A 23582-nucleotide genomic window follows, 5' to 3' on the forward strand; every position below is an offset into this window, starting at 1 on the left:
CGACGTTTCGAAGACGAGTCCACTCACCGGAGAACCACGATGACACCCCAACAGATCTCGCTCGTGCAGTCCAGCTTCGCCAAAGTGGTGCCCATCGCCGAACAGGCGGCAGCGCTGTTCTATGCGCGCCTCTTCGAGCTCGCACCCGAAGTGCGCCCGCTCTTCAAGGGCGACATGGCAGAACAGGGCCGCAAGCTCATGGCCATGCTCGGCATGGTGGTGAACGGCCTCACGCGGCTGGAAACCATCGTGCCCGCCGCGCAGAAACTCGGCGAACGGCACAACGCGTATGGCGCGAAGCCGGAGCACTACGCCGTCGTCGGTGCTGCATTGCTCGACACGCTGGCCAAGGGCCTGGGCGACGACTTCACACCCGAAGTCCGTGATGCGTGGACCGAGGCCTACGGCACGCTGGCCGGTGTGATGGTCGACGCGCAGAAGGCAGCAGCCGAAAAGGCGCCCGAGGTCGCGTGATGCTCTCCCCCGTCCAGAACACATCCGCCGCCGGCGAAAAGTCCGGCACCGGCCGCCAGAAGCTGGTGATGGTCGGCAACGGCATGGCCGGCGTGCGCGCGCTCGAAGAGTTGCTGAAGGTCGCGCCCGACCTCTACGACATCACCGTCTTCGGTGCCGAACCGCATCCCAACTACAACCGCATCCTGCTGTCGCCGGTGCTTGCCGGTGAGCAGACGCTGGACGAGATCGTGCTCAACAGCTGGGCCTGGTACGACGAGAACGGCATCACGCTGCATGCCGGCAAGAAGGTGACCGAGGTCGATCGCGTGCACCGCATCGTGCGCGCGAAAGACGCCGATGGCAACACTGTCGAAGCCCCCTACGACCGGCTGCTGCTCGCCACCGGCTCCAACCCGTTCATCCTGCCCGTGCCGGGCAAGGACCTGCCGGGCGTTCTGGCCTACCGCGACATTGCCGACACGCAGGCCATGATCGACGCCGCGGCGAAGTACAGGAAAGCAGTGGTGATCGGTGGCGGCCTGCTCGGCCTCGAAGCCGCCAACGGACTGATGAAGCGCGGCATGGAAGTGGCCGTGGTGCATGTCTCGCCCTGGCTGATGGAGCGCCAGCTCGACAAGGTCGCGGGCGGGCTGCTGCAGAAATCGCTGGAAGAGCGCGGCATGACGTTCCTGATCGGCGCGCAGACGCAGGAGCTCGTGGCTGGCTCCGGGGGTCGCGTGAAAGCCGTGAAGTTCAAGGACGGCACGGAAGTGGACGCCGACCTCGTCGTCATGGCCGTGGGCATCCGCCCCAACACGGCGCTGGCCGAGGCCATGCGCATCCATTGCGACCGCGGCATTGTCGTCACCGACACCATGCAGACCGTCACCGACGCGCGCATCTACGCCGTGGGCGAATGCGCGAGCCATCGCGGCATCGCCTACGGTCTTGTCGCGCCGCTGTTCGAGCAAGGCAAGGTCGTGGCCAACCATCTGGCGCAACACGGCATCGGGCGTTACCAGGGCTCGCTCACCTCGACCAAGCTCAAGGTCACGGGCATCGACCTGTTCTCCGCCGGTGCATTCATGGGCGGCGAAGGGACCGAAGAGATCGTGATGAGCGATCCGTTCGGCGGCGTGTACAAGAAGCTCGTCATCAAGGACGACAAGCTGGTCGGCGCGTGCCTCTATGGCGACACGGTGGACGGCAGCTGGTACTTCAAGCTGCTGCGCGAAGGCCGCAGCATCGGCGACATCCGGGACAAGCTGATGTTCGGCGAGTCGAACATCGGTGACGTGGGCCACGAAGGGCACAGCAAGGCCGCGAGCATGCCCGACGAGGCCGAAGTCTGCGGCTGCAACGGCGTGAACAAGGGCACCATCTGCAAGGCCATCAAGGACAAGGGCCTGTTCACGCTGGATGAAGTGCGCAAGCACACCAAGGCCAGCGCGAGCTGCGGTTCGTGCACGGGCCTCGTCGAGCAGATCATCATGTTCACCGCCGGTGGCGACTACTCGGCCACGCCGAAGAAGAAGGCCATCTGCGCCTGTACCGACCACAGCCACGAGGACGTCCGGCAGGCCATCCGCACGCCTTTGCCCGATGGCAGCAAGCTGCTGACCATCGACGGCGTGTACCGCGCACTCTCGTGGCGCACGCCGAACGGTTGCGCGACCTGCCGTCCGGCGGTGAACTACTACGTCACCAGCACCTGGCCCAAGGAAGCGAAAGACGATCCGCAGAGCCGCTTCATCAACGAGCGCTCGCACGCCAACATCCAGAAGGACGGCACGTATTCCGTCATCCCGCGCATGTGGGGCGGCGAGACCACGGCCGACGAGTTGCGCCGCATCGCGGACGCGGTGGACAAATACAAGATCCCGACGGTGAAGGTGACGGGCGGCCAGCGCATCGACCTGCTGGGCGTGAAGAAGGAAGACCTGCAGAACGTCTGGAAGGACATCGGCATGCCGTCGGGTCATGCGTATGCCAAGGCACTGCGCACGGTGAAGACCTGCGTCGGCAGCGAATGGTGCCGCATGGGCACGCAGGACAGCACGCAGATGGGCAAGGACCTGGAGCGCGCGATGTGGCGCATGTACGCGCCGCACAAGGTGAAGTTCGCCGTGAGCGGCTGCCCGCGCAACTGCGCGGAGGCCGGCATCAAGGACGTCGGCATCATCGGCGTGGACAGTGGCTGGGAGATGTACATCGCCGGCAACGGTGGCATCAAGACCGAGGTGGCGCATTTCTTCGTGAAGCTCAAGACGGCCGCCGAGGTGCTGGAATACACCGGCGCGTTCTGCGAGCTGTACCGCCAGGAAGGCTGGTACCTCGAGCGTACGGTGCACTACGTCAACCGCGTCGGCCTGGACTATGTGAAGAAGCGCATCCTCGACGACCACGAAGGCCGCAAGGCGCTGTGGGAACGCCTGCAGTTCGCGCTGGATGGCGAGCCCGACCCGTGGTTCGAGTTCGACAAGGCGTCGGTGGACACGCGGCAGTTCGCACCGGTGGCGATGAGCGGGGGTGCTGCATGAGCGCCGTCCTGCAAACACCGGTGGCGCACGACGCCGTCGTGCAGCCTGACTGGTTCGCGGTGTGCAGCGTGGAGGAAATTCCCGTGCTCGGCTCGCGCCGCGTCGCCCGCCCCGGGCTGATCGATGTGGCGGTGTTCCGCAATTCCGAAGACCAGGTGTTCGCCCTGCTCGACCGCTGCCCTCACAAGGGCGGTCCGCTGTCGCAGGGCATCGTGTTCGGCACCAGCGTGGCCTGCCCGCTGCACAACTGGACGATCGGCCTGGACGACGGGTGCGCCAGGGAGCCGGACGTCGGCTGTACGCCGCGCTTCTCGCTGAAGGTGGATGCGGGCACGGTGTACCTGGACGCGAATGAACTGAAGACGCTGGGCGCAGACCTCGCTGCACCCATGGCCGGACCGGCCCGCCGCACGGTGATGCTGACCGCAGTCTGAACTGCCGCACCGCACGTCACGCACCACCACGCAGCCATGCCAAGCGCCGCCATCCAGGAGACGCGCTCCACCTGCCCGTATTGCGGCGTGGGTTGCGGTGTGCTGATCGAATCGCGCGGTGACCAGATCACCGGCGTGCGCGGCGACCCGGATCACCCGGCCAACTTCGGCCGGCTGTGCACCAAGGGCTCGACCCTGCATCTCACCGCGCAGCACAACGTGACGTGGCAGACACGTCTGCTGCAACCGATGCAGCGGATGACACGCGGCGCCCCGGCGCAGCCCGTGTCGTGGGACAGCGCGCTGGACACAGCCGCAGAAGCATTCGCGCGCATCATCCAGGATCACGGGACCGATGCCGTCGGCTTCTACATCTCGGGCCAGTTGCTCACCGAGGACTACTACGTCTTCAACAAGCTGGCCAAGGGCCTCATCGGCACCAACAACATCGACACCAACTCGCGCCTGTGCATGAGCAGCGCGGTCGCCGGCTACAGGAAGACGCTGGGTGCCGATGCGCCGCCCACCTGCTACGACGACGTGAACCATGCGGACTGCATCTTCATCGTCGGCAGCAACACGGCATACGCGCACCCCATCCTGTTCCGCCGCATCGAGGACGCGAAGGCGCGCAACCCGCAGATGAAGATCGTCTTCTGCGACCCGCGTCGCACCGACACCGCCGAAATCGCCGACCTGTACCTGCCGCTCCAGCCCGGCACCGACGTGATGCTGTTCCACGGCATGCTGCACCTCATGCTGTGGGAAGGCTGGACCGATGCGGCCTATATCGCGGCGCACACCAGCGGCTTCGACGAACTGCGCAGCGTGGTGCGCGACTGCACGCCCGACCTCGTCGCGCAGACCTGCGGCATCCGCAAGGAAGACCTGTTCACCGCCGCGAAATGGTTCGCCACCTCGCAGGCCACACTCAGCCTCTACTGCCAGGGGCTCAACCAGTCGAGCAGCGGTACGGCGAAGAATGCGGCGCTGATCAACCTGCACCTGGCCACAGCGCAGATCGGCAAGCCGGGCGCGGGGCCGTTCTCGCTGACCGGCCAACCCAATGCGATGGGCGGGCGTGAGGTGGGTGGCTTGGCCAACCTGCTATCCGCACACCGCGACATGGGCAACGAGCTGCATCGCGCGGAAGTCGCCGCGCTGTGGGGCGTGCCGTCCGTCCCGTCGAAACCCGGCAAGACCGCTGTGGAGATGTTCCAGGCGGCGGCCGACGGCGAGATCCGTGCGCTGTGGATCGCCTGCACCAACCCGGCGCAGTCCATGCCCGACCAGGCCACGGTGCGCCGTGCGCTCGAACGCGCGGAATTCGTCGTGGTGCAGGAAGCCTTCGCCACCGCCGCGACCTGCGACTATGCCGACCTGTTGCTGCCTGCCACCACCTGGGGCGAAAAGGAAGGCACCGTGACGAACAGCGAGCGTCGCATCAGCCGCGTCCGAGCCGCCGTGCCAGCGCCGGGCGAGACCCGGCACGACTGGCGCATCGCCGTGGATTTCGGACAGCGACTCGCCAAGCGCCTCGGACGCAGCGAACACCTGATGCGCTACGACACGCCCGAGTCCATCTGGGCCGAACATCGCGAATCGACGCGCGGGCGCGACCTCGACATCACGGGCCTGAGCTACGCGATGCTCGATGCGCAAGGCCCCCAGCAGTGGCCGCTGCGCGAAGGCGAGGCTGCCGGAAAAGTGCGACTGTATGAAGACGGCGTCTTCCCGACCGCCGACGGCCGCGCGCGCTTCGCGCCTGTCGCGTATCGCCCCGTCGCCGAACAACGCGAATCGCGCTATCCCTTCTCACTGACCACCGGCCGGTTGCGCGACCAGTGGCACGGCATGACGCGCACCGGCACGCTCGGCCGCCTGTTCGGCCACGTGTCCGAACCCGTCGTCCAGATGAATCCGCAGGACATGGCGCGCCGGCTGCTGAAGGACGGCGACCTGGTGCACGTGACCAGCAAGCGCGGCTCCATCGTGCTTGCGGTGCAGGCCAGCAACGAGATCAACGTGACGCAGGCGTTCATCGCCATGCATTGGGGCGAGGAATTCCTTTCCGGGATATCGTCCACAGGCGCGCGGCTTGCCGGCGTGAATGCGATCACCACGTCGGCATATTGCCCGGACTCCAAGCAGCCAGAGCTCAAGCACGCGGCGGTGAAAATCCTCAAGGCGGAGTTGCCGTGGAGCCTGTTCGCCATGGCCTGGTTGCCGGGAGATGCGCTGCATGCACGCCGGCAGGAGTTGCGTACGCTGATGTCGCTGTTCCCTTTCGCCAGCTGTGTGCCGTTTTCCAACCATGCGCCGCTGGGCGACGCCGCACACGAACGCCATGGCCTGCTGTTCCGGGCCGCCGCGTTCGAGGCTCCCTCCGCCGCCGTGCTTGCACGTCTCGAAGCTGCGCTCGACCTCGACACAACCGCGACACTGCGCTACGTCGACGCACGTCGGCAACAACACCGCTCCGCGCGTCTTGCTCAGACGGGCGGCAAGGTATCGCTCGAAGGATTCATGCTCGCCGGCGATACATCGGCAGAAGCCTGGATCCGCGCCGTATTGCAGGAAGAACTCCCCGCGCAGACCTATGGCCGCATGATGCTCGCGCCCGGTGTGAAGCCGCCGGTTGCCGTCGCCGCGCGCGGCAAGGCCGTCTGCAGCTGCTTCAACGTGGCCGAGACGGCCATTGCAGGGCACCTCGCGCAATGCCCAGGAAGCGATGAAGAACGCCTCTCTTCGCTGCAAGGCGCGCTGAAATGCGGCACCAACTGCGGCTCCTGCGTGCCCGAACTCAAGCGCCTGGTCCGCAGCACGCCCGCGCTGCGGGAAGCCGCATGAACCGCGGCCTCCCCTTCATTCACCTTATGACTCAAAGTCATCAGTGATCGCGGACAATCGCAGCCATGGGCATCGGTCAGTACATCAAGGAAATCGGACGCGGCAAGGAAGGCGCGCGCGCCATCACGCGCGAGCAGGCCTGCGACCTGTTCGGCCAGGTGCTGGACGGCACCGTGACCGACCTGGAAATCGGCGCGTTCTGCCTCGCCATGCGCATCAAGGGCGAGACGACCGACGAGATGATGGGTTTCCTCGACGCCACCCATGCGCGGGTGGCTGCGTTTCCTGCCACGGCAAAGCCCGTCATCGTGCTGCCCAGCTACAACGGTGCACGCCGCCTGCCCGTGCTCACGCCGCTGCTTGCGTTGCTGATCGCGCGTGAAGGCCTGCCGGTGCTGATGCACGGCATGCGGACCGAGGCGCGCCGTGTGCTCGCCAGCGATGTCCTGTCGGCCCTGGGCATCGCAGCGCTGGATTCGCCGGGGGCCATCCCTGCCGCAACAGTGGCGCACATCGAGACGAAATCACTGCACGCGGGGCTCGCCCGCCTGCTCGCGGTGCGCGAGGTCGTCAACCTGCGCAACCCTGGTCACAGCGTCGTGAAGCTGCTGGCGCCGTGCGCCGGTCCGTCGCTGCTCGTCACCAGTTACACGCACCCCGAATACCTGGACATGCTTCACGAGACTTTTTCCTCGCGCCGCATGAACGTCCTGATCTCGCGTGGGCTGGAAGGCGAAGTGGCCGCCGACCCGCGCCGCCATCCACGCTACGACGCTTTCATCGACGGTCAACGGCATGTGCTGGCCGAGCAACAGCCAGGCACGCTGACGGAAGTGCCCGGCCTCGTGACCGGGATCGATGTCGATTCCACCGCCCGCTGGACGCAGCGCGTGCTGGCTGGCGACCTGCCCGTTCCCGATGCCATCGCGCAGCAGGTGGCCCATATCGTGCATACGGTGAAGCTCATGGAATCCCCGGTCACCAATGCCATCGTCGCCACTGCGGAGCACGCCCTGTGACGGACGCACATGATCTCTCGCATCCGCGGCACATGGGCCGTTGCACGCTCGTTGGCGCCGGTCCGGGCGACCCGGAGCTGCTCACGATCAAGGCGATGAAGGCCATACAAGCCGCCACCGTGCTGCTGGTGGACGACCTCGTGAGCGATGCAGTGACAGCCTACGCCCGCCCCGACGCGCGCATCGTGCACGTGGGCAAGCGCGGCGGCTGCAAGAGCACGCCACAGGCCTTCATCGAGAAGCTCATGATCACCGCCGTGCTGGAGGGCGAGAACGTCGTGCGACTCAAGGGCGGCGATCCGTTCATCTTCGGACGCGGCGGTGAAGAAATCGAGCACCTGCGCGAAGCCGGCATCGAAGTGGAAGTCGTCAGTGGCATCACGTCCGGGCTGGCGGCGGCCACAGCGCTGGGCGTGCCGCTCACGCATCGCGAGCACGCGCACGGCGTCGTGTTCGTCACCGGACATGCCAAGCCCGGCGACCGAGGCACCGACTGGCGGCAACTTGCGGCAACCGCGCGCAGCGCAAAGCTCACGCTCGTGATCTACATGGGTATTTCCAAGGCAGCGAGCATCCAGGACCAGTTGCTGGACGGACTGCCGGCTTCCACGCCTGTCGCGATCATCGAAAAGGCCAGCCTTGCGGAGCAGCGCCACACCGTCGCCACGCTCGGCGAACTCGACGCCGTGATCGCGCGCGATGGACTGGCGAGCCCCTGCGTGATCGTCGTCGGCGACGTGCTGTCCGGTCTTGCAGCCGCTCAGGCCGATGCGGCGCAGCGCCGGCTGGCCTGATTCACGGCCTGAACGTGCTCGAAAAACTCAACGACCTGTCCGAAAGCCATGGCGAAATGAAGCCCGGGCAGGGCATCATCAGCGGCGTCATCGCGATGTCGCTGGCCATCCTGAGCTTCCTTGCCGTCCTCGCTTTCATCTTTCCCGAGTACCTCACCACGCCGGAACTGCGCAAAAGCTACGACGTGAACGTCATGCGCAAGCTGCTGTTCGCGGCCATGGTGATCGCGGGTGGACTGTCGCTGGTCAACATCATCTTCAACCGGTCGCGCTGGTTGTCCACCTTTGCATTCGTCCTGGTGGCACTGGCCGCATTCCTCGGTGGAAACAAGGTCGACGTGGACCCGAACTTTCCCGACAACACGCCCTACATCGGCCTGGACTGGTTCATCCTCGACCTGCTGGGCTCGTCGCTGATCTTCATCTTCATCGAAAAGCTGTTCGCCCTGCGCAAGGACCAGCCGGTGTTCCGCGCCGAATGGCAGACCGACTTGCACCACTTCATCGTCAACCACATGATCGTGGGCTTCGTGCTGCTGGCCACCAACCTGATGGTGCACAAGTTCTTCGGCTGGGCCGCACACGACGGCATCCGTGGCTGGGTGGCGGGCCTGAACTTCTGGGTGGCGCTGTTCCTCATCGTCCTCGTCGCCGATCTGGTGCAGTACTGGACGCACCGCGCCTATCACGAGGTGCCGGTGCTGTGGCGCCTGCATGCCGTGCACCACAGCGTGAAGAGCATGGACTGGCTCGCCGGTTCGCGCCAGCACATCCTGGAGCTGCTCATCACCCGCACACTGGTGCTCGCTCCGATCTACGTCCTGGGCTTCACGAAGGAGGTGATCGACGCATACATCGTCATCGTCGGCTTCCAGGCGGTGTTCAACCATGCCAACGTGAGCGTGCGGCTCGGCCCGCTGCGCTACCTCATCGTCACGCCCAACTTCCATCACTGGCACCACAGCCAGGACCAGGACGCACTGGACAAGAACTACGCCGCGCACTTCGCTTTCCTCGACTACGCGTTCGGCACCGCCGTGAAGAGCGACAAGGTGTGGCCCGAAAAATACGGTGTACTCGGCGACTATGTGCCGAACGGCTTTTTCAGGCAATTGAAGTTCCCATTCACCTGGAAAGGCTGAGTCCTGGAAAGGCAAGGCATTTGAATTTCGACGCCGTCATCATCGGCGCCGGCGCCGCCGGTCTCTTCTGCGCAGGCATTGCGGGCCAGCGCGGGCTGAAGGTGCTCGTCATCGACCACAGCGGCAAGGTGGCGGAGAAGATCCGCATTTCCGGCGGCGGGCGCGCCAACTTCACCAACCGGGACCTCGACGTGCGGGCGCCGCACAAGCACTTCCTGGGCGCGAACCCGAACTTCTGCCGCTCGGCGCTCAGCCGCTACACGCCGCAGGATTTCCTGTCGCTCATGCAGCGGCATGGCGTGCCCTTCCACGAAAAACACAAGGGCCAGATGTTCTGCGACCGCTCGGCCGGCGACCTGATCGATCTGCTGCTGGCCGAATGTGCGGCCGGCGGCGTGGAGCACTGGCAACCTTGCGCCGTGAATGCAGTGCGCACCGGAAGCGGCTCCCGCTACGAGATCGACACCGATCGCGGCACTGTGCAGGCGCACAGCGTCGTCGTCGCCACGGGCGGGTTGTCGATCCCCAAGATCGGTGCCACCGATTTCGGCCACCGTCTGGCGAAGCAATTCGGTTTGCGCATGGTCGAAACACGACCCGCCCTCGTGCCACTCACCTTCGACGGTGCCGCCTGGGCACCTTATGCCGGGCTTGCCGGCCTGGCGCTGCCCGTGCGCATCGAAACAGGGGCGAAGAAGGAACGCATGGCGTTCGATGAGGACCTGCTGTTCACCCACCGCGGCCTGTCGGGTCCGGGGGTTCTCCAGATTTCGAGCTATTGGCGCCCCGGCACGCCGCTGCGCATCGACCTCGCACCCGGACAGGACGTGGCCGCCCGCCTCGGCGATGCCAAGGCGAATTCGCGCAAGCGCATCGCCAACGAACTGGCGAACCTGCTGCCCTCGCGGCTGGCCGAGGCCTGGGTTTCGCGCGATGAAGCGCTGCAGCGCCCGGTGAACGAGGCCTCGGACAAGGCACTCACCCAGCTCGCCGGGCAGGTTTCGCGCTGGGAGATCACCCCGTCCGGCACCGAGGGTTATGCCAAGGCCGAGGTCACGGCGGGCGGTGTGGACACGCGCGACCTGTCATCCCAAACACTGGAATCGACGGTTCCCGGGCTGTTTTTCATCGGTGAAGTGGTGGATGTGACCGGCTGGCTCGGCGGTTACAACTTCCAGTGGGCCTGGAGCAGCGCTCACGCCTGCGCGCAGGCGCTCCCGCGGCGAGCAGCACTGGCTGCCTGACGGCACACCCGGCCCGGCTTGCCCGGCCCCTCAAAAGCGTTATAATTCAAGGCTTTGCTGGCAAACCCCAACGGCCTGATCAACACTAGTTGGGGACTATTTCGCGACGCAAGAAGCCGGAGCCCGATCTTCTCCAGCCTCCTCTGCCCGCACATTGACGGAAATCCATTACGTAATGACTACGATCCGCGTAAAAGAAAACGAACCGTTTGACGTGGCCCTGCGCCGCTTCAAGCGCACCATTGAAAAGCTGGGCCTTCTGACCGACCTGCGCGCGCGCGAGTTCTACGAAAAGCCCACTGCTGAACGCAAGCGCAAGAAGGCCGCCGCCGTCAAGCGTCACTACAAGCGCGTTCGCAGCATGCAGCTGCCCAAGAAGCTGTACTGAGCGCCGGGCTTCTCGCAAGCCTGACAGGCTCGCCCGGGGACGCCCTGGCGAGCCTTTGTTTTTTGTCCACCCCTTTGTCCACCCCATTCACCAGGGACACACCATGAGCCTCAAGGAAAAGATCACCGAAGACATGAAGTCCGCCATGCGCGCCAAGGACACCGAGCGCCTGGGCACCATCCGCCTGCTGACTGCGGCGATGAAGCAGAAAGAAGTGGACGAACGGATCGAACTCGACGACGTGGCCGTGGTCGCCATCGTGGACAAGCTCATCAAGCAGCGCAAGGACAGCATCGAGGCGTTCCAGAAGGCCGATCGCCAGGACCTGGCCGACAAGGAAGCGTCCGAGATGAAAGTGCTGGAGGCCTACCTGCCCCAGCGTCTGGGCGCGGAAGAGATCGCTGCGGAAGTGAAGGCGATCGTCGCCGAGCTGGGCGCCAAGGGCCCCGGCGACATGGGCAAGGTCATGGGCGCGGTGAAATCACGCCTGGCCGGCAAGGCCGAGATGGGCCAGGTCAGCGCCGCGGTGAAGGCCGCACTGGCCGGTTGATCAGGACCCTGCAACCTTCATCCGGTTGATCAGCACCGAGCCGACCGTCTTCGCGCCGTAGTTGTAGGCATCCGCGCCGATGGCCTGGATGCCCTTGAACATGTCCTTCAGATTGCCCGCAATGGTGATCTCCTGCACCGGAAACGCGATGCGGCCCTTCTCGACCCAGAAGCCGCTCGCGCCGCGCGAATAGTCACCGGTCACGTAATTCACGCCCTGCCCCATCAGCTCGGTCACGAAGAGGCCGGTGCCGAGCTTGCGCAGCATTTCGTCCAGGTCGTCCTGCGCGCGCGTGAGGCGCGAGGTGAGCGTGAGGTTGTGTGAACCGCCTGCGTTCCCGGTGGTGCGCATGCCAAGCTTGCGTGCGGAATAGGTGCTCAGGAAATAGCCCTGCACCACACCGGCGTCGACCACCTTGCGCGCACGCGTGGTCACGCCTTCTTCGTCGAACGGTGCACTGCCCTTGCCGCGCAGCACGTGCGGGTCTTCGTCCACATGGATGTGATCGGGAAACACCTTCTTGCCCATCGCATCCGGCAGGAACGTGCTCTTGCGATACAGCGCGCCGCCACTCACGGCCTGCACGAACGAGCCGAGCAGCCCCGCAGCGAGCGGGGACTCGAACAAGACCGGGCATTGCGTCGTCGCGATCTTGCGTGCCTTCAGGCGGCTGAGGGCGCGCTCGGCAGCGTAACGGCCCACGGCCTTCGCACCCGCCAGTTCCCCGGGCGAACGCATGGAGCTGTACCACGCGTCGCGCTGCATGTCGTCGCCCTTGCCTGCAATCGGCGCCACCGAGATGCTGTGGCGCGAACTCGCGTATCCGCCGCGGAAACCATGCGTATGCGCGCTGAAGAAATGGCTCTGCTGCGCGGAGACGCCAGCGCCTTCGCTGTTGGTGATCCGCCGATCGGTCGAGAGCGCAGCGGCCTCGCATTCCAGCGCCAGTTTTGCGGCGGCTTCGCTGTCGATGCTCCACGGATGGAACAGGTCCAGCTCGGGATGTTTGCGCGAGATGTCTGCTTCATCGGGAAGTCCCGCCACGGGGTCTTCGGCCGTGAAGCGGGCGATGTCGTAGGCCGCCTGCACCGTCTGCTCGATGGCCTTCTGCGAGAAGTCCGATGTGCTGGCGTTGCCGCGGCGCTTGCCGACGTAGACCGTCACGCCGAGCGATTTGTCGCGGTTGCGCTCCACGGTCTCGATCTCGCCCTTGCGCACGCTGACCGACAGGCCGCAACCTTCGGAGGCTTCCGCGCCAGCGTTGGTCGCGCCGAGCTTCTTCGCATGTGCCAGTGCGCTGTCGACCAGTTCTTCAAACCGGGCTCGGCTGTAGCTGAAGCCGCTGTCGGCTTTCGCCGCCTTTTGCTGTTTTCGCTGTGCAGGTAGGGTCATATCGAAGGCTATGATACTTGGGACAACATTTCCCCTCCCATGTCCCGCAAACCCAAAAAAGGCTACTTCGTGCGCGGCCAGTTCGTGGCCGAAGGCAGCGAGCTCGACCTCGAGCTCAAGGCCGAGCTCAAAGGCACGACAGAGCTGAGCAAGACCGACCTCAAGAAAGAAAGCGCCGAGCAGCAACAGCTCGGCGAAGCACTGCTCACGCTGCGCCCCGACCTGCTCGATCGCCTCGACCTGCCGGAGAAGCTGCTCGAAGCGCTGGCCGAGGTGCGCCGCATCACCAATTTCGAAGGCCGCCGCCGGCAGATGCAGTTCATCGGCAAGCTCATGCGAAAGCTGGACGACGAGGTGCTCGAAGCCGCGCGCGCAGCGCTGGTCGAGCAGCACAGCGGCTCCGCACGCGAGACGATCGCGCTGCACCTGGCCGAGCAATGGCGCGACCGCCTCATCGAAAGCGACGATGCCGTCGCCGAATGGCTCACGCTGCATCCGGACACCGACTCGCAGCAACTGCGTGCCCTGGCACGCCAGGCACGCAAGGACGCGAAGCCGTCGAAACCCGGCGAGGCCGCGCGTCATGGCCGCGCATACCGCGAGATCTTCCAGCTCGTTCGCGAGGCGCTGTCCCGGGACGCCGCGCAGGTCGACGGAGGAACAGACGGTGAGTGACATCCTGGAAAACCCGGGCGCCGGGCCCGTCCGCATCGGCATCGTGTCCATCAGCGACCGCGCGTCGACCGGCGTCTACGAAGACAAGGGCCTTCCCGCGCTGCAGGACTGGCTGACGCGCGCATTGCGCAACCCGATCAGCTTCGAAGCGCGCCTGATTCCCGACGAGAAGGACCGCATCAGCGCGACGCTGATCGAACTCGTGGACGCAGGCTGCTCACTGGTGCTCACCACCGGCGGCACCGGCCCCGCCCCGCGCGACGTGACGCCAGAGGCGACACTGGCCGTCGCCGACAAGGAAATGCCCGGCTTCGGCGAGCAGATGCGCCAGATCAGCCTGAAGTTCGTGCCGACGGCGATCCTGTCGCGACAGGTCGCAGTCATCCGCGGCAAGAGCCTGATCATCAACCTGCCAGGACAGCCGAAGTCGATCGCGGAAACGCTGGAAGGCCTCAAGGGCGCAGATGGCACCCAGATCGTGCACGGCATCTTTGCGGCTGTGCCGTACTGCATCGACCTGATCGGCGGGCCTTACCTCGAAACGAACGACGACGTCTGCAAGGCCTTCCGGCCGAAAAATAAATAACGCCCCGAAGCCGGGCTACTTGCCGACCAACTGGTTCAGCTTCTCGGCTTCGAAGCACTCCTTGCGCGCGGCCTCGTCCGGCACGCAATCGGGCGTGACATGTGCCGCCGACAGCTTCTCGATGGCCTGCCAGATCAACGCGATCTGGTGCTCCTGGCCCGCCGCACTGTCGATGAGCTTGCGCATGGCCTGGCTCAGCGGGTCGTCTTCCTGCGTGACGCCGTAGGCCGAGAACTGCGGCTTGGCGGGCTCGGTCACATCGGCACTGGTGTCCGTCTTCGAGGGAATGATGCGCGCAGGAATGCCCACCGCCGTCGCGCCCGCGGGCACGGGCTTGATGACCACCGCATTGCTTCCGATCTTGGCGCCGTCGCCCACCACGAAGCCGCCCAGCACCTTGGCGCCGGCGCTCACCACGACGTCCTTGCCGAGTGTCGGGTGGCGCTTCTGGCCCTTGTAGAGCGAGGTGCCGCCCAGCGTCACGCCCTGGTAGATCGTGCATCCGTCACCGATCTCAGCGGTCTCGCCGACCACCACGCCCATCGCATGATCGAAGAAGACGCGTTCGCCGATCTTCGCGCCGGGGTGGATCTCGATGCCGGTGAACCAGCGCGAGAAGTTGGAGATGAAACGGGCCAGCCACTTGAAGCCGTGGTTCCAGCACCAGTGGGCGCCCCGATGCAGCACCAGCGCGTGCAGGCCCGGATAACAGGTCAGCACCTCCCACGACGTGCGCGCAGCAGGGTCACGGTCGAGGATGCACTGGATATCGGAACGCAGGCGGTCAAACATGGATGTTGTTCATGTGCTTATGCCGGGCAAGTCTATCGTCTTGTGCCCTGCCCTGCTTCCGACATGGCCTTGGCGATTCCGCGCAGGATGTGGATTTCCTCCTGCGTGAGTTGTGTGCGGTTGAACAGCTGGTTCAGGCGCGGCATCAGCTTGCGCGGCACCGCCGGGTCGAGGAAGCCGATGTCGGCCAGCGCCGTTTCCCAGTGCGCGAGCATGCCGGCGACCTGCTCCGCCCCGGCCCACTGCGGCGCAGTGACGGCGTCCTGAACCTCGAAGCCACCGAGCGCCGTACGCCATTCGTAGGCGATCACCTGAATGGCCGCCCCGAGGTTGAGCGAACCGAACTGCGGATTGGTGGGAATCGACAGGCAGGTATGGCAGCGGTACACATCTTCATTGGCCATGCCGAAACGCTCGGAGCCGAACAGGAAGGCGACGTGGTGCTCTTGCCTGGCCAACGCGGTGAAGTGCTCGCGCGGCGCGCGCGTCGGCGGGCCGAAGTCGCGCGGCGTCATCGCCGTGGCGCACAGGTGGGTCACGCCGTCGATCGCCTCGTCCAGCGTTTCCACGACGCGGGCGTTCTCCAGCACGTCCAGGGCGCCGCTGGCCCGCTGGATGGTTTCCTCCCGGCGCAGCACGTTGGGCCAGCGCGGGGCCACCAGCACCAGATCGTCGAAGCCCATGACTTTCATGGCACGCGCCGCGGCGCCCACATTGCCGGCATGGCTGGTCTGGATCAGGACAAAGCGGGTTTTCATGGTGGCGCGGTAAAATCACGCCATTGTCGCCTCCCGCATCGCCGGGTCGCCCGTTCCGCGCCCGGTGCGCACCGCTCTTCCCTACAACTCATGTCGACCAACCTGCATCCCATGCTCAACGTGGCCATCAAGGCCGCACGCGCCGCTGGCGCCATCATCAACCGCGCCGCGCTCGACGTCGAGTCGGTGCGCATCTCGCAAAAGCAGGTGAACGACTTCGTCACCGAGGTCGATCAGGCGGCAGAGGCCATCATCATCGAAACGCTGCTCACGGCCTACCCGGGCCACGGCATCCTCGCGGAGGAAAGCGGCAGCGAGCATGGCGCCAGGGATTCCGACTACGTCTGGATCATCGATCCGCTGGACGGCACCACCAACTTCATCCACGGCTTCCCGGTCTATTGCGTGAGCATCGCGCTGTCCGTCAAGGGCAAGATCGAGCAGGCCGTCATCTACGACCCGAGTCGCAACGACCTCTTCACCGCCACACGCGGCCGCGGCGCGTACCTCAATGAGCGCCGCATCCGCGTGTCCAAGCGCACCGAGCTGAAGCAGTGCCTCATTTCCACCGGCTTCCCTTTCCGCCCGGGCGACAACTTCAACAACTACCTGCGCATGATGGGCGATGTGATGCAGCGCACCGCCGGCCTGCGCCGACCCGGCGCCGCGGCCCTCGACCTCGCTTACGTGGCGGCCGGCTTTGCCGACGGCTTCTTCGAAACCGGTCTCAACCCCTGGGACGTGGCCGCTGGTTCGCTGCTGGTCACCGAAGCGGGCGGGCTGGTGGGCAACTTCACCGGCGAAGCCGACTTCCTGGAGCAGCGCGAATGCCTGGCGGGCAACCCGCGCATCTACGGCCAGCTGGTGTCCATCCTCGGTCGTTACAGCAAGTTCGCCAGCGCTGGCGAAAAAGCCGCCGTACGTGCGGAAGCCCAGGCGGACCGCGTCACACTGGCCATCGATGGCCCGGCCGGGTCCGCCGATCCGGCCGGCGACGCTGTGCCCGGCCAGCCCACCTGAGCAGGCCCCGGAAAGCTTGAGGGGAAGTTTCCCCAATTCCCAAGCCGGCTTCATTGGGGAAAAATAGCCCGGTAGTGCGTGTAAGAGAATCGTACTATCCTGTGCATTTTGCGGGGTGGATTCTCTTGCCCCAGCCGGAGCCGAATGCAAGAGCCAGCCCCTGCCATTGCGTCCGCAACGTCACGACATGCCGTCGTGCGCGTGATACTGCTGTACGCGGTCTTCTCCGGGCTCTGGATCCTTTTCTCTGACTGGCTGCTCGCCCTGTGGGTATCCAACGCCGAACTGTTGTCGCGCCTGAGCGTGATCAAGGGTTGGCTCTACGTCGGTGTTTCGGCCTTGCTCCTTTACCTAGGCCTGCGCCGCGCGCTGGCGCCAGCCGTTGTGCCGGCAGACGCTGAAGCAGAGGCCCCGGCACACCGCGCTCGCAGCCTTGCGCTCACGCTGGGGGTCATTTCTGCCGGCATCGTTGCCCTGACCTGGGCTGCCATCACCTACACCTACGGCAACTATCGAGAACGGGAAAGTGCACGCCTGGAAGCCATTGCCCAATTGCAGGCGGACCGGATCGCCGGCTGGTTGCGCGAGGTGACCGCACAAGCACGGTATCTCGGCTCGAACCCGCAGGTCGTGCAGCTCTATGCCCGCTGGCGGGAGCGTGGTGACGAAGCGGCGCGCCAGCAACTGATGGCCCTGGTCAAGGATTTCCGCCGTACCACCGTCGCGCACAGCGCCATCCTGCTGGACGAAAACGGAGAAGCGGTGGGTCGCGAGACACCCACCAACCGCAAGATCGCACCGGAACTGAAGGAAACTGCCCTGCAGGCCATGAGCGATGGCCTGGCGCACAACACCAGCATCTACTACCGGGCCGGGACGGAACTGCCACTGCGCATGGATTTCGTCGTTCCCATCGACAAGCCCAGCGGAACCCGGGGCGGCGCCATCGTGCTGCGCATGGACCCGCAGACGACCGTGTTCCCGATGCTGGGCAACTGGCCGCAACCCAACGAAACCGCCGAGACCGCGCTGTGGGCCGCGTCGGGCGACGAAGTCATCCTGCTGTCGGAGCATCAGGAGTCACAGGAGGCAGCGACAGAGCCGCTTCGCATGCGCCTGTCGGAACCGGACCTGCTCGCAGCCCGACTGCTGCGTGGCGAAGTGCAGCCAGGCGGCATGGTCCAGGGCATCGACTATCACGGCCAGCGCGTGCTGGGCGCCGCACGCTTCGTACCGGGCAGCAACTGGCTCCTGCTCGCCAAGATCACGGCCGCCGAGGTCTACGCGCCCGCCCAGCGCGACGCGCTATGGATCGGCTCGGGCGGCTTCCTCGCCCTGATGGCAGCCATCATCACGGCCTGGTTGCTGCGCGAGCGGCAGTACCTGCGCATGGCATTGATGCGACGCGACAGCGAAACCGAACGACTGGGCACGCTCTACCTGCTCGACGCCATCGTCGACAACTCGATCGATGCGATCTACGCCAAGGATCTGCAGGGGCGCTACACGCTCGCCAACCGGCGCACCTGCGAGCTGATCGGGAAACCGCGTGAGGAAATCATCGGCCGCGACGCCAGTTCCCTCATTCCCGCCGAGCTGGCGCAGCGCGTGCGCGAGAACGATCGCAAAGCCAGCGTGAGCCCCGTGCCGCTGACCTTCGAGACCAGCATGGACACGCCGGAAGGACCGGTAGCGCTGCTGGTCACCAAAGGGCCGTTGCGCGACGCGCAGGGCCGCACCATCGGCACCTTCGGCGTGTCGCACGACATCACGCGCCACAGGCTCGCGCAGGCTGCGCTCGAAGCCGGTGAGCAGAAGCTGCGGCTGTTCGTCGAGTACGCCCCTGCCGCCATCGCCATGCTCGACACCGAAATGCGCTACGTCGCCGTCAGCCGCCGCTGGCTGCGCGACTACGGCATCCCGGACCGCGACGTGATCGGCCTGTCGCACTACGAGATATTCCCGGACATCCCCGAACACTGGCGCGCCATCCACCGGCGCTCCCTGCAGGGCGAAATCCACAAGAACGAAGCGGACACCTACCGGCGCGCCGACGGCTCGATGGAATGGGTGCAGTGGGAAATCCACCCCTGGCGCGACCCCGGTGGCGCCATTGGTGGCGTGATGCTGTTCAGCGAAATGCTGACCGAGCGCAAGCGCGCCGAGGTGGCGTTGCGTGAATCGGCCGAACTGCTGCAGGCCGTCGGCGATTCAATGGTGGACCTGATGGCCGTACTCGACGCCAACGGACGCATCATCACCGCCAATGCGGCCTGGCGGCAGCACGAACAGAACGCGGCAGCGCCTGGCGCTGCATACGGCGAGCCGCCGCGGCCGCCACTGGGGGTCGGCACCGACTATCTGGCGGTGTGCGCCGCAGGGCACCCCTCGCCATCCGAAGGCCCGCTGGCCGCGCGTGGCATCCGCGAGGTGATTTCAGGCGCGCGTGACATCTTCACCATCGACTACGGCTGGGGCGAGGGGCATGACGCGCAGTGGTTCGAACTCACGGCCGCACCGCTGCAGATCGCATCGGGCGGCGCAGTCGTCATGCATGCCGACATCACCAACCGGCGCTATGCCGAGATGGCGCTGCTGGAGAGCGAAGCGAACTACCGATCGATGGTGTCGGCACTGAGCGAAGGCGTGATCATCTTTGCGCCCGATGGCAACATCCGCCTCACCAATCCGTCGGCACGTTCGATCCTGGGATCATCGATCACCAACATCGCGGGCACGTCCGAAAAGGCGCTCACCTGGCGACCCATCCGGCGCGACGGCACCCTGTTCCCCGTGGACGAATTGCCGCACATGCGTGCGCTGGCAACCGGTCTTTCGGTCCATCAGGTCGTGTTGGGGCACGTGGGCCGTGGTGGCGCCGTCACCTGGCTGCTGGTCAACGCTGAGCCGGTGCGCGACGAAGCGCAGCGACAGATGATCGCCGTTGTGGTCTCGTTCACCGACATCACCGAGCGCCATGCGGCCGAAGAGCAATTGCGCAAGCTGTCGATGGCAGTGGACCAGAGCCCCAGCGCCATCGTGATCACCGGGCTCAACGGGAAGATCGAGTACGTCAACGCGGCCTACGAGCGCAACAGCGGCTACGCGCTCGAGGAAGTCGTCAACCGGAACCCGCGGCTGCTGCAATCGGGCCGCACGCCGGGTACCACGTTCACCGCGATGTGGCAGGCGCTCACACGCGGCGAGACATGGCGCGGCGAATTCATCAACCGCAGGAAAGACGGCACGCTCTACACCGACCGCGTGCTGGTGGCGCCCATCCACCAGCCCGACGGCAGCGTGACGCATTACCTGTCGATCTCGGACGACATCACCGAGCAGAAGCGCATCCAGACGGAGCTCGAGGGTTACCAGCACCGGCTGGAAGATCTGGTATTGCAGCGCACCTCTCAGCTCGAGGCAACCAACCGCGCACTGGTGGACAGCGAGCGCTTCGTGCGCGCCATGACCGACAACCTCCCCGCCGCCATTGCCTACTGGGACCGCGACCTGCGCTGCCGGTTCGCCAACCGCGAATACCGGGCACGTTTCGCCCCGGAAGGCCAGCACCTGGAGAACCGGCTGCTGCACGAATTGATGGGCGATGCCTACGAGGAGGTCCGGCAGATGGCCGGCCGGGCGCTGGATGGCGAGTTCCAGCAGTACGAACGCATCCTCGATGCAGGCACCCCGGGAGAGTCGCTGTTCTGGGTGAATTTCGTGCCCGACGTCGTGGAGGGCAAAACGCAGGGCTTCTTCGTGCTGGCCTCCAACGTCACCGCGCTCAAACAGGCCGAGCGGGAACTCCAGCAGCTCAACGCCGCACTGGTCGCCGAGCGCGACAAGGCGGACGCGGCGAACCGCGCGAAGAGCTCGTTCCTGGCCAACATGAGCCACGAGATCCGCACGCCGATGAACGCGATCATCGGCCTCACCTGGCTGCTGCGCAACGACAGCCGCGACGCACGCGATGCAGCGCGCCTGGGCCAGGTGGCCGACGCCGCGCAACACCTGCTGCAGGTGATCAACGACATCCTGGACCTGAGCAAGATCGAGTCCGGCAAGCTGGTCATGGAAGAGGCCGACTTCCAGCTCGACGCGCTTCTTTCGCGCACCTGCGCACTGGTCGCCGAACGCGCGCGCGCCAAAGGCCTGGACCTGCGCGTGGACACCGACCACCTGCCCAGCCTGTTGCGCGGCGACTCGACGCGCCTGTCACAGGCACTCATCAACCTGCTCGGCAACGCGGTGAAATTCACGCAACAGGGCCACATCACGCTCAGGGGCGACCTGCTGGAAGAAGACGGCCAGCGGCTCCTGGTGCGTTTCTCAGTGGAGGACACGGGCATCGGCATCGCGCCTGACAAGCTCGACGCGCTGTTCAACGCATTCGTCCAGGCGGACAGCTCCATCACGCGGCGCCACGGCGGCACGGGCCTGGGCCTGGCCATCACACGCCATCTGGCCGAACTCATGGGTGGCGAGGTGGGCGTCGAAAGCGAACCGGGCAAAGGGAGCCGGTTCTGGTTCACCGCCTGGCTGCAGCAGGCGCAGGAACCGGCCGGCGATCGCCCGGCCGAAACCCCCGCGCGACGCAACGCTGCGGCCCTGCTTCGCGCAGGGCATCGCGGCCAGCTCATCCTCCTGGCGGAAGACAACCCGGTCAACCAGGACGTCGCGGTCGAGCTGCTCCGCGCGGCGAGCCTGCGTGTCGACGTGGCAGCCAATGGCTGGCAGGCCATCGAGATGGCGCAGCAGCAACCCTACGCATTGATCCTCATGGACATGCAGATGCCCGAGATGGACGGCCTGCGTGCCACACGCGCCATCCGCCAATTGCCGCGGCACGCGAAGACCCCGATCCTCTCGCTCACCGCCAACGTCTTCGGTGAAGACCTCGCGGCCTGCCTCGAAGCCGGCATGAACGACCATCTGGCCAAGCCGGTCGATCCGCAGCAGCTCTACGAAGCGCTGCTGCGCTGGCTGCCCCCGCAAAGCGAGAGCGAGATGCTGCGCAGTGTGGAGAGCAGTGCCGAGCCTGAGGACGGCTCCCGCGCTCCCGTGCAAATGGCATGGCTGTCGGGCATCCCCGGCTTCGACGCCGACATCGGCCGCCAGCGTCTCGGCGGCAACGAGAAGGCCTACATCCGGCTCGTGCGGCAATTCATCTCGCACTACAAGGACAACCTCGCCGAGTTGCCCGCACTGCTGGCGACCCACAACCTCGACGGCGCCCGCATGCTCGCCCATTCGCTCAAGGGCGCAGCCGGCAGCATCGGCGCGGAGCGCATCCGCAAGTACGCTGAGCAGCTCGAATCCACGCTGCGGGCAGGCGCGCCCATGCAGACCTTCAACGATCTCGGCGTCCAGTTGCGCCACTCGCTCGAGCAGTTGATCAAGTCGCTGGCCGACCGGCTGGCCGACCCGGAAGAAGCGGCCGACAGCGGCAATGGCGACGCCACGGGCGATCCCGCCGCGCAAGCCATGAATGACGAGCAGATGCTCGACGCACTGGAGGCCCTGCTCGAGCAGGCGGACTTCAGCGCGGGCGCGCTCTTTCGCGGCATGCGCGAGCGGGTGCGTGCGCTGATGTCCGACGGCAGGAAGGACAGCAACCAATTCGAGGCGCTGGACGGCGCACTCGCACGCCACGACCATGTGCAGGCACTGGCTGCACTGCGGACGTGGCGCTTGGCAAACCCGGATTCAACGAACCCCGATTCAACGAAGCCTGAGGAACGAGGAGAAGTATGACCGAGCCTTCAGACAAACCCGTGGTACTGGTGGTGGACGACACCCCCGAGTACCTGACCGTGCTGGGCGAAATGCTGTCGCCGCACTACACGGTGCGCGTGGCGAATTCGGGCCGCCGTGCGCTGGAACTCGTGCACGTCAGCCCGCGACCCGATCTGATCCTGCTGGACGTCATGATGCCGGAGATGGACGGCCTGCAGGTGCTGTCGGCCCTGCGGGAAGACGCCTGCTCGCGCGAGATTCCCGCCATCTTCATCACCGGTCTGGACGACACGGCCGATGAGATCGCCGGCCTGCGCGTGGGTGCAGTGGACTACATCGTGAAGCCGCTCTCCGCGCCCGTGGTGCTGGCGCGGGTGAACACGCACGTCTCGCTCAAACGCGCACGCGAGGCCCTGCAGGCACGCACCGAAGCCCTGCAACGCAGCATCGCCGACATGGAGACCTTCAGCTACAGCCTGTCCCACGACCTGCGCTCGCCGCTGTCCACCATCAGCGGCTTTGCCGACCTGCTGCGCCGGATCGAAGCGCCACGCATGAGCGAGGAAGGCGTGCGCCGGCTGGGTCGCATCATCGACAGCGCGCAGCGCATGGACCACACCATCCGCGACATCCTCGCGCGCATCCAGGCGGACCGCGCCGAGATGAAACGCAAGCCGGTGGACCTGGCCGCGCTCGCCCGGGATGTCCTGCACGAGGCAGGCCCCGCGTACCCGGAGGCCGAAGTGGTCATCGGCGAACTTCCCGTCGTCAGCGCGGATGCGACGATGGCGCGGCAGGTCTTGGCCAACCTCATCGGCAATGCGCTCAAGTTCTCTTCCAAGGCCGAAAAGCCGCGCGTGGAAGTGGGCATGCGCGCGGTGGAAGGCGGCGCGGAGAACGCGCGCGAGGTTTTCGTGCGCGACAACGGCGCGGGCTTCGATGCGCAGAACGCCGACAAACTGTTCACCATGTTCCAGCGCCTGCATTCGGAGTCGGACTTCAAGGGCACGGGTGTGGGCCTGGCCATCGTGAAGCGGCTGGTCGAGCGGCACGGCGGCACCATCCGTGCCGATTCGCAACCCGGTCAGGGGGCGACCTTCAGCTTCACCCTGTGGCCGCCCACCGGGCCGGTGCCTGGGGCCGACAACACGAATCGTTAATGTCCCGGCGCGGACCCGAGAAATTTGCGCGCTGTCATCATCCCGG

18 protein-coding genes are annotated in these 23582 nt (G+C 65.9%); 15 read left to right on the forward strand and 3 right to left on the reverse strand.

Features of this window, described 5'->3' with window-relative positions; all coding sequences use genetic code 11:
• The first annotated feature begins 39 nt into the window (after positions 1-39).
• The 10 genes from ACO2Q9_RS01855 (at position 40) to ACO2Q9_RS01900 (ending at position 11417) form a co-directional block, all read left to right on the forward strand.
• Entirely contained in the window at positions 40-474 is a 435-nt protein-coding gene (locus ACO2Q9_RS01855; protein WP_423307722.1) for a globin family protein, read from the forward strand.
• Positions 474-2996, forward strand: coding sequence for a nitrite reductase large subunit NirB (nirB, locus tag ACO2Q9_RS01860; protein ID WP_423307724.1), 2523 nt, complete (start codon positions 474-476; stop codon positions 2994-2996). The genes ACO2Q9_RS01855 and nirB overlap by 1 nt, the downstream gene beginning before the upstream one ends.
• Positions 2993-3430 carry a nitrite reductase small subunit NirD gene (nirD, locus tag ACO2Q9_RS01865; protein WP_423307726.1) on the forward strand — a complete coding sequence of 146 codons (438 nt, stop codon included), beginning with the start codon at positions 2993-2995 and terminating at the stop codon, positions 3428-3430. The genes nirB and nirD overlap by 4 nt, the downstream gene beginning before the upstream one ends.
• A gap of 36 nt (positions 3431-3466) precedes the next feature.
• Positions 3467-6280 carry a molybdopterin-dependent oxidoreductase gene (locus ACO2Q9_RS01870; RefSeq protein WP_423307728.1) on the forward strand — a complete coding sequence of 938 codons (2814 nt, stop codon included), beginning with the start codon at positions 3467-3469 and terminating at the stop codon, positions 6278-6280.
• A 65-nt stretch (positions 6281-6345) separates the two neighbouring features.
• The gene (gene ybiB / locus ACO2Q9_RS01875) at positions 6346-7299 is read left to right on the forward strand and encodes a DNA-binding protein YbiB (protein ID WP_423307730.1); all 954 of its coding nucleotides are present in this window, start codon (positions 6346-6348) and stop codon (positions 7297-7299) included.
• Between the two features lie 32 nt (positions 7300-7331).
• Positions 7332-8093, forward strand: coding sequence for a uroporphyrinogen-III C-methyltransferase (gene cobA, locus ACO2Q9_RS01880; protein WP_423309884.1), 762 nt, complete (start codon positions 7332-7334; stop codon positions 8091-8093).
• A gap of 14 nt (positions 8094-8107) precedes the next feature.
• Positions 8108-9235: a sterol desaturase family protein gene (locus ACO2Q9_RS01885; RefSeq protein WP_423307732.1), complete on the forward strand. Its 1128-nt coding sequence runs from the start codon at positions 8108-8110 to the stop codon at positions 9233-9235.
• A 20-nt stretch (positions 9236-9255) separates the two neighbouring features.
• A complete protein-coding gene (locus ACO2Q9_RS01890; protein ID WP_423307734.1) occupies positions 9256-10479 on the forward strand; it encodes an NAD(P)/FAD-dependent oxidoreductase in 1224 nt (407 codons plus the stop codon).
• A 175-nt stretch (positions 10480-10654) separates the two neighbouring features.
• Positions 10655-10867, forward strand: coding sequence for a 30S ribosomal protein S21 (gene rpsU / locus ACO2Q9_RS01895; protein ID WP_007833691.1), 213 nt, complete (start codon positions 10655-10657; stop codon positions 10865-10867).
• A gap of 103 nt (positions 10868-10970) precedes the next feature.
• Positions 10971-11417, forward strand: a complete 447-nt coding sequence (locus tag ACO2Q9_RS01900) for a GatB/YqeY domain-containing protein (RefSeq protein WP_423307743.1) — start codon at positions 10971-10973, stop codon at positions 11415-11417.
• Here ACO2Q9_RS01900 and pmbA read toward each other — a convergent pair whose 3' ends face one another.
• The gene (gene pmbA / locus ACO2Q9_RS01905) at positions 11418-12809 is read right to left on the reverse strand and encodes a metalloprotease PmbA (RefSeq protein ID WP_423307745.1); all 1392 of its coding nucleotides are present in this window, start codon (positions 12807-12809) and stop codon (positions 11418-11420) included.
• 39 nt (positions 12810-12848) lie between these two features.
• Here pmbA and yjgA point away from each other — a divergent pair, with 39 nt between their 5' ends.
• The gene (gene yjgA, locus ACO2Q9_RS01910) at positions 12849-13484 is read left to right on the forward strand and encodes a ribosome biogenesis factor YjgA (RefSeq protein WP_423307747.1); all 636 of its coding nucleotides are present in this window, start codon (positions 12849-12851) and stop codon (positions 13482-13484) included.
• Positions 13477-14070: a molybdopterin adenylyltransferase gene (gene mog, locus ACO2Q9_RS01915; RefSeq protein WP_423307749.1), complete on the forward strand. Its 594-nt coding sequence runs from the start codon at positions 13477-13479 to the stop codon at positions 14068-14070. Before yjgA ends, mog begins: the two co-directional genes overlap by 8 nt.
• A 15-nt stretch (positions 14071-14085) precedes the next feature.
• Here mog and cysE read toward each other — a convergent pair whose 3' ends face one another.
• Positions 14086-14862 (reverse strand): serine O-acetyltransferase, encoded by a 777-nt coding sequence (gene cysE / locus ACO2Q9_RS01920; protein WP_423307751.1) that lies wholly within the window; start codon positions 14860-14862, stop codon positions 14086-14088.
• Positions 14863-14894: 32 nt separating this feature from the next.
• Positions 14895-15620 carry an RNA methyltransferase gene (locus tag ACO2Q9_RS01925; protein ID WP_423307753.1) on the reverse strand — a complete coding sequence of 242 codons (726 nt, stop codon included), beginning with the start codon at positions 15618-15620 and terminating at the stop codon, positions 14895-14897.
• Positions 15621-15710: 90 nt separating this feature from the next.
• On the opposite strand from ACO2Q9_RS01925, the gene ACO2Q9_RS01930 reads away from it, so the two are divergent.
• The 3 genes from ACO2Q9_RS01930 to ACO2Q9_RS01940 all read left to right on the forward strand — a co-directional run bounded on the left by ACO2Q9_RS01930 (position 15711) and on the right by ACO2Q9_RS01940 (position 23536).
• Positions 15711-16640, forward strand: coding sequence for an inositol monophosphatase family protein (locus ACO2Q9_RS01930; RefSeq protein WP_423307755.1), 930 nt, complete (start codon positions 15711-15713; stop codon positions 16638-16640).
• Between the two features lie 144 nt (positions 16641-16784).
• On the forward strand, positions 16785-22394 hold the full coding sequence (locus ACO2Q9_RS01935) for a PAS domain-containing protein (protein ID WP_423307757.1): 5610 nt from the start codon (positions 16785-16787) through the stop codon (positions 22392-22394).
• A complete protein-coding gene (locus ACO2Q9_RS01940) occupies positions 22391-23536 on the forward strand; it encodes an ATP-binding protein (RefSeq protein ID WP_423307759.1) in 1146 nt (381 codons plus the stop codon). Before ACO2Q9_RS01935 ends, ACO2Q9_RS01940 begins: the two co-directional genes overlap by 4 nt.
• The last annotated feature ends 46 nt before the right edge of the window (positions 23537-23582 follow it).

This window comes from Variovorax sp. VNK109, from assembly GCF_049445855.1.
In the GTDB taxonomy this organism is placed as follows: Bacteria; Pseudomonadota; Gammaproteobacteria; order Burkholderiales; family Burkholderiaceae_C; genus JAGOCV01.

Excerpts from the sequence above, each read along its gene's own strand:
- ACO2Q9_RS01855 (WP_423307722.1), top strand. The coding sequence starts at position 40 with ATGACACCCCAACAGATCTCGCTCGTGCAGTCCAGCTTCGCCAAAGTG.
- nirB (WP_423307724.1), top strand. The coding sequence starts at position 474 with ATGCTCTCCCCCGTCCAGAACACATCCGCCGCCGGCGAAAAGTCCGGC.
- nirD (WP_423307726.1), top strand. The coding sequence starts at position 2,993 with ATGAGCGCCGTCCTGCAAACACCGGTGGCGCACGACGCCGTCGTGCAG.
- ACO2Q9_RS01870 (WP_423307728.1), top strand. The coding sequence starts at position 3,467 with ATGCCAAGCGCCGCCATCCAGGAGACGCGCTCCACCTGCCCGTATTGC.
- ybiB (WP_423307730.1), top strand. The coding sequence starts at position 6,346 with ATGGGCATCGGTCAGTACATCAAGGAAATCGGACGCGGCAAGGAAGGC.
- cobA (WP_423309884.1), top strand. The coding sequence starts at position 7,332 with ATGGGCCGTTGCACGCTCGTTGGCGCCGGTCCGGGCGACCCGGAGCTG.
- rpsU (WP_007833691.1), top strand. The coding sequence starts at position 10,655 with ATGACTACGATCCGCGTAAAAGAAAACGAACCGTTTGACGTGGCCCTG.
- ACO2Q9_RS01900 (WP_423307743.1), top strand. The coding sequence starts at position 10,971 with ATGAGCCTCAAGGAAAAGATCACCGAAGACATGAAGTCCGCCATGCGC.
- pmbA (WP_423307745.1), bottom strand. The coding sequence starts at position 12,809 with ATGACCCTACCTGCACAGCGAAAACAGCAAAAGGCGGCGAAAGCCGAC.
- yjgA (WP_423307747.1), top strand. The coding sequence starts at position 12,849 with ATGTCCCGCAAACCCAAAAAAGGCTACTTCGTGCGCGGCCAGTTCGTG.
- cysE (WP_423307751.1), bottom strand. The coding sequence starts at position 14,862 with ATGTTTGACCGCCTGCGTTCCGATATCCAGTGCATCCTCGACCGTGAC.
- ACO2Q9_RS01925 (WP_423307753.1), bottom strand. The coding sequence starts at position 15,620 with ATGAAAACCCGCTTTGTCCTGATCCAGACCAGCCATGCCGGCAATGTG.
- ACO2Q9_RS01930 (WP_423307755.1), top strand. The coding sequence starts at position 15,711 with ATGTCGACCAACCTGCATCCCATGCTCAACGTGGCCATCAAGGCCGCA.
- ACO2Q9_RS01935 (WP_423307757.1), top strand. The coding sequence starts at position 16,785 with ATGCAAGAGCCAGCCCCTGCCATTGCGTCCGCAACGTCACGACATGCC.
- ACO2Q9_RS01940 (WP_423307759.1), top strand. The coding sequence starts at position 22,391 with ATGACCGAGCCTTCAGACAAACCCGTGGTACTGGTGGTGGACGACACC.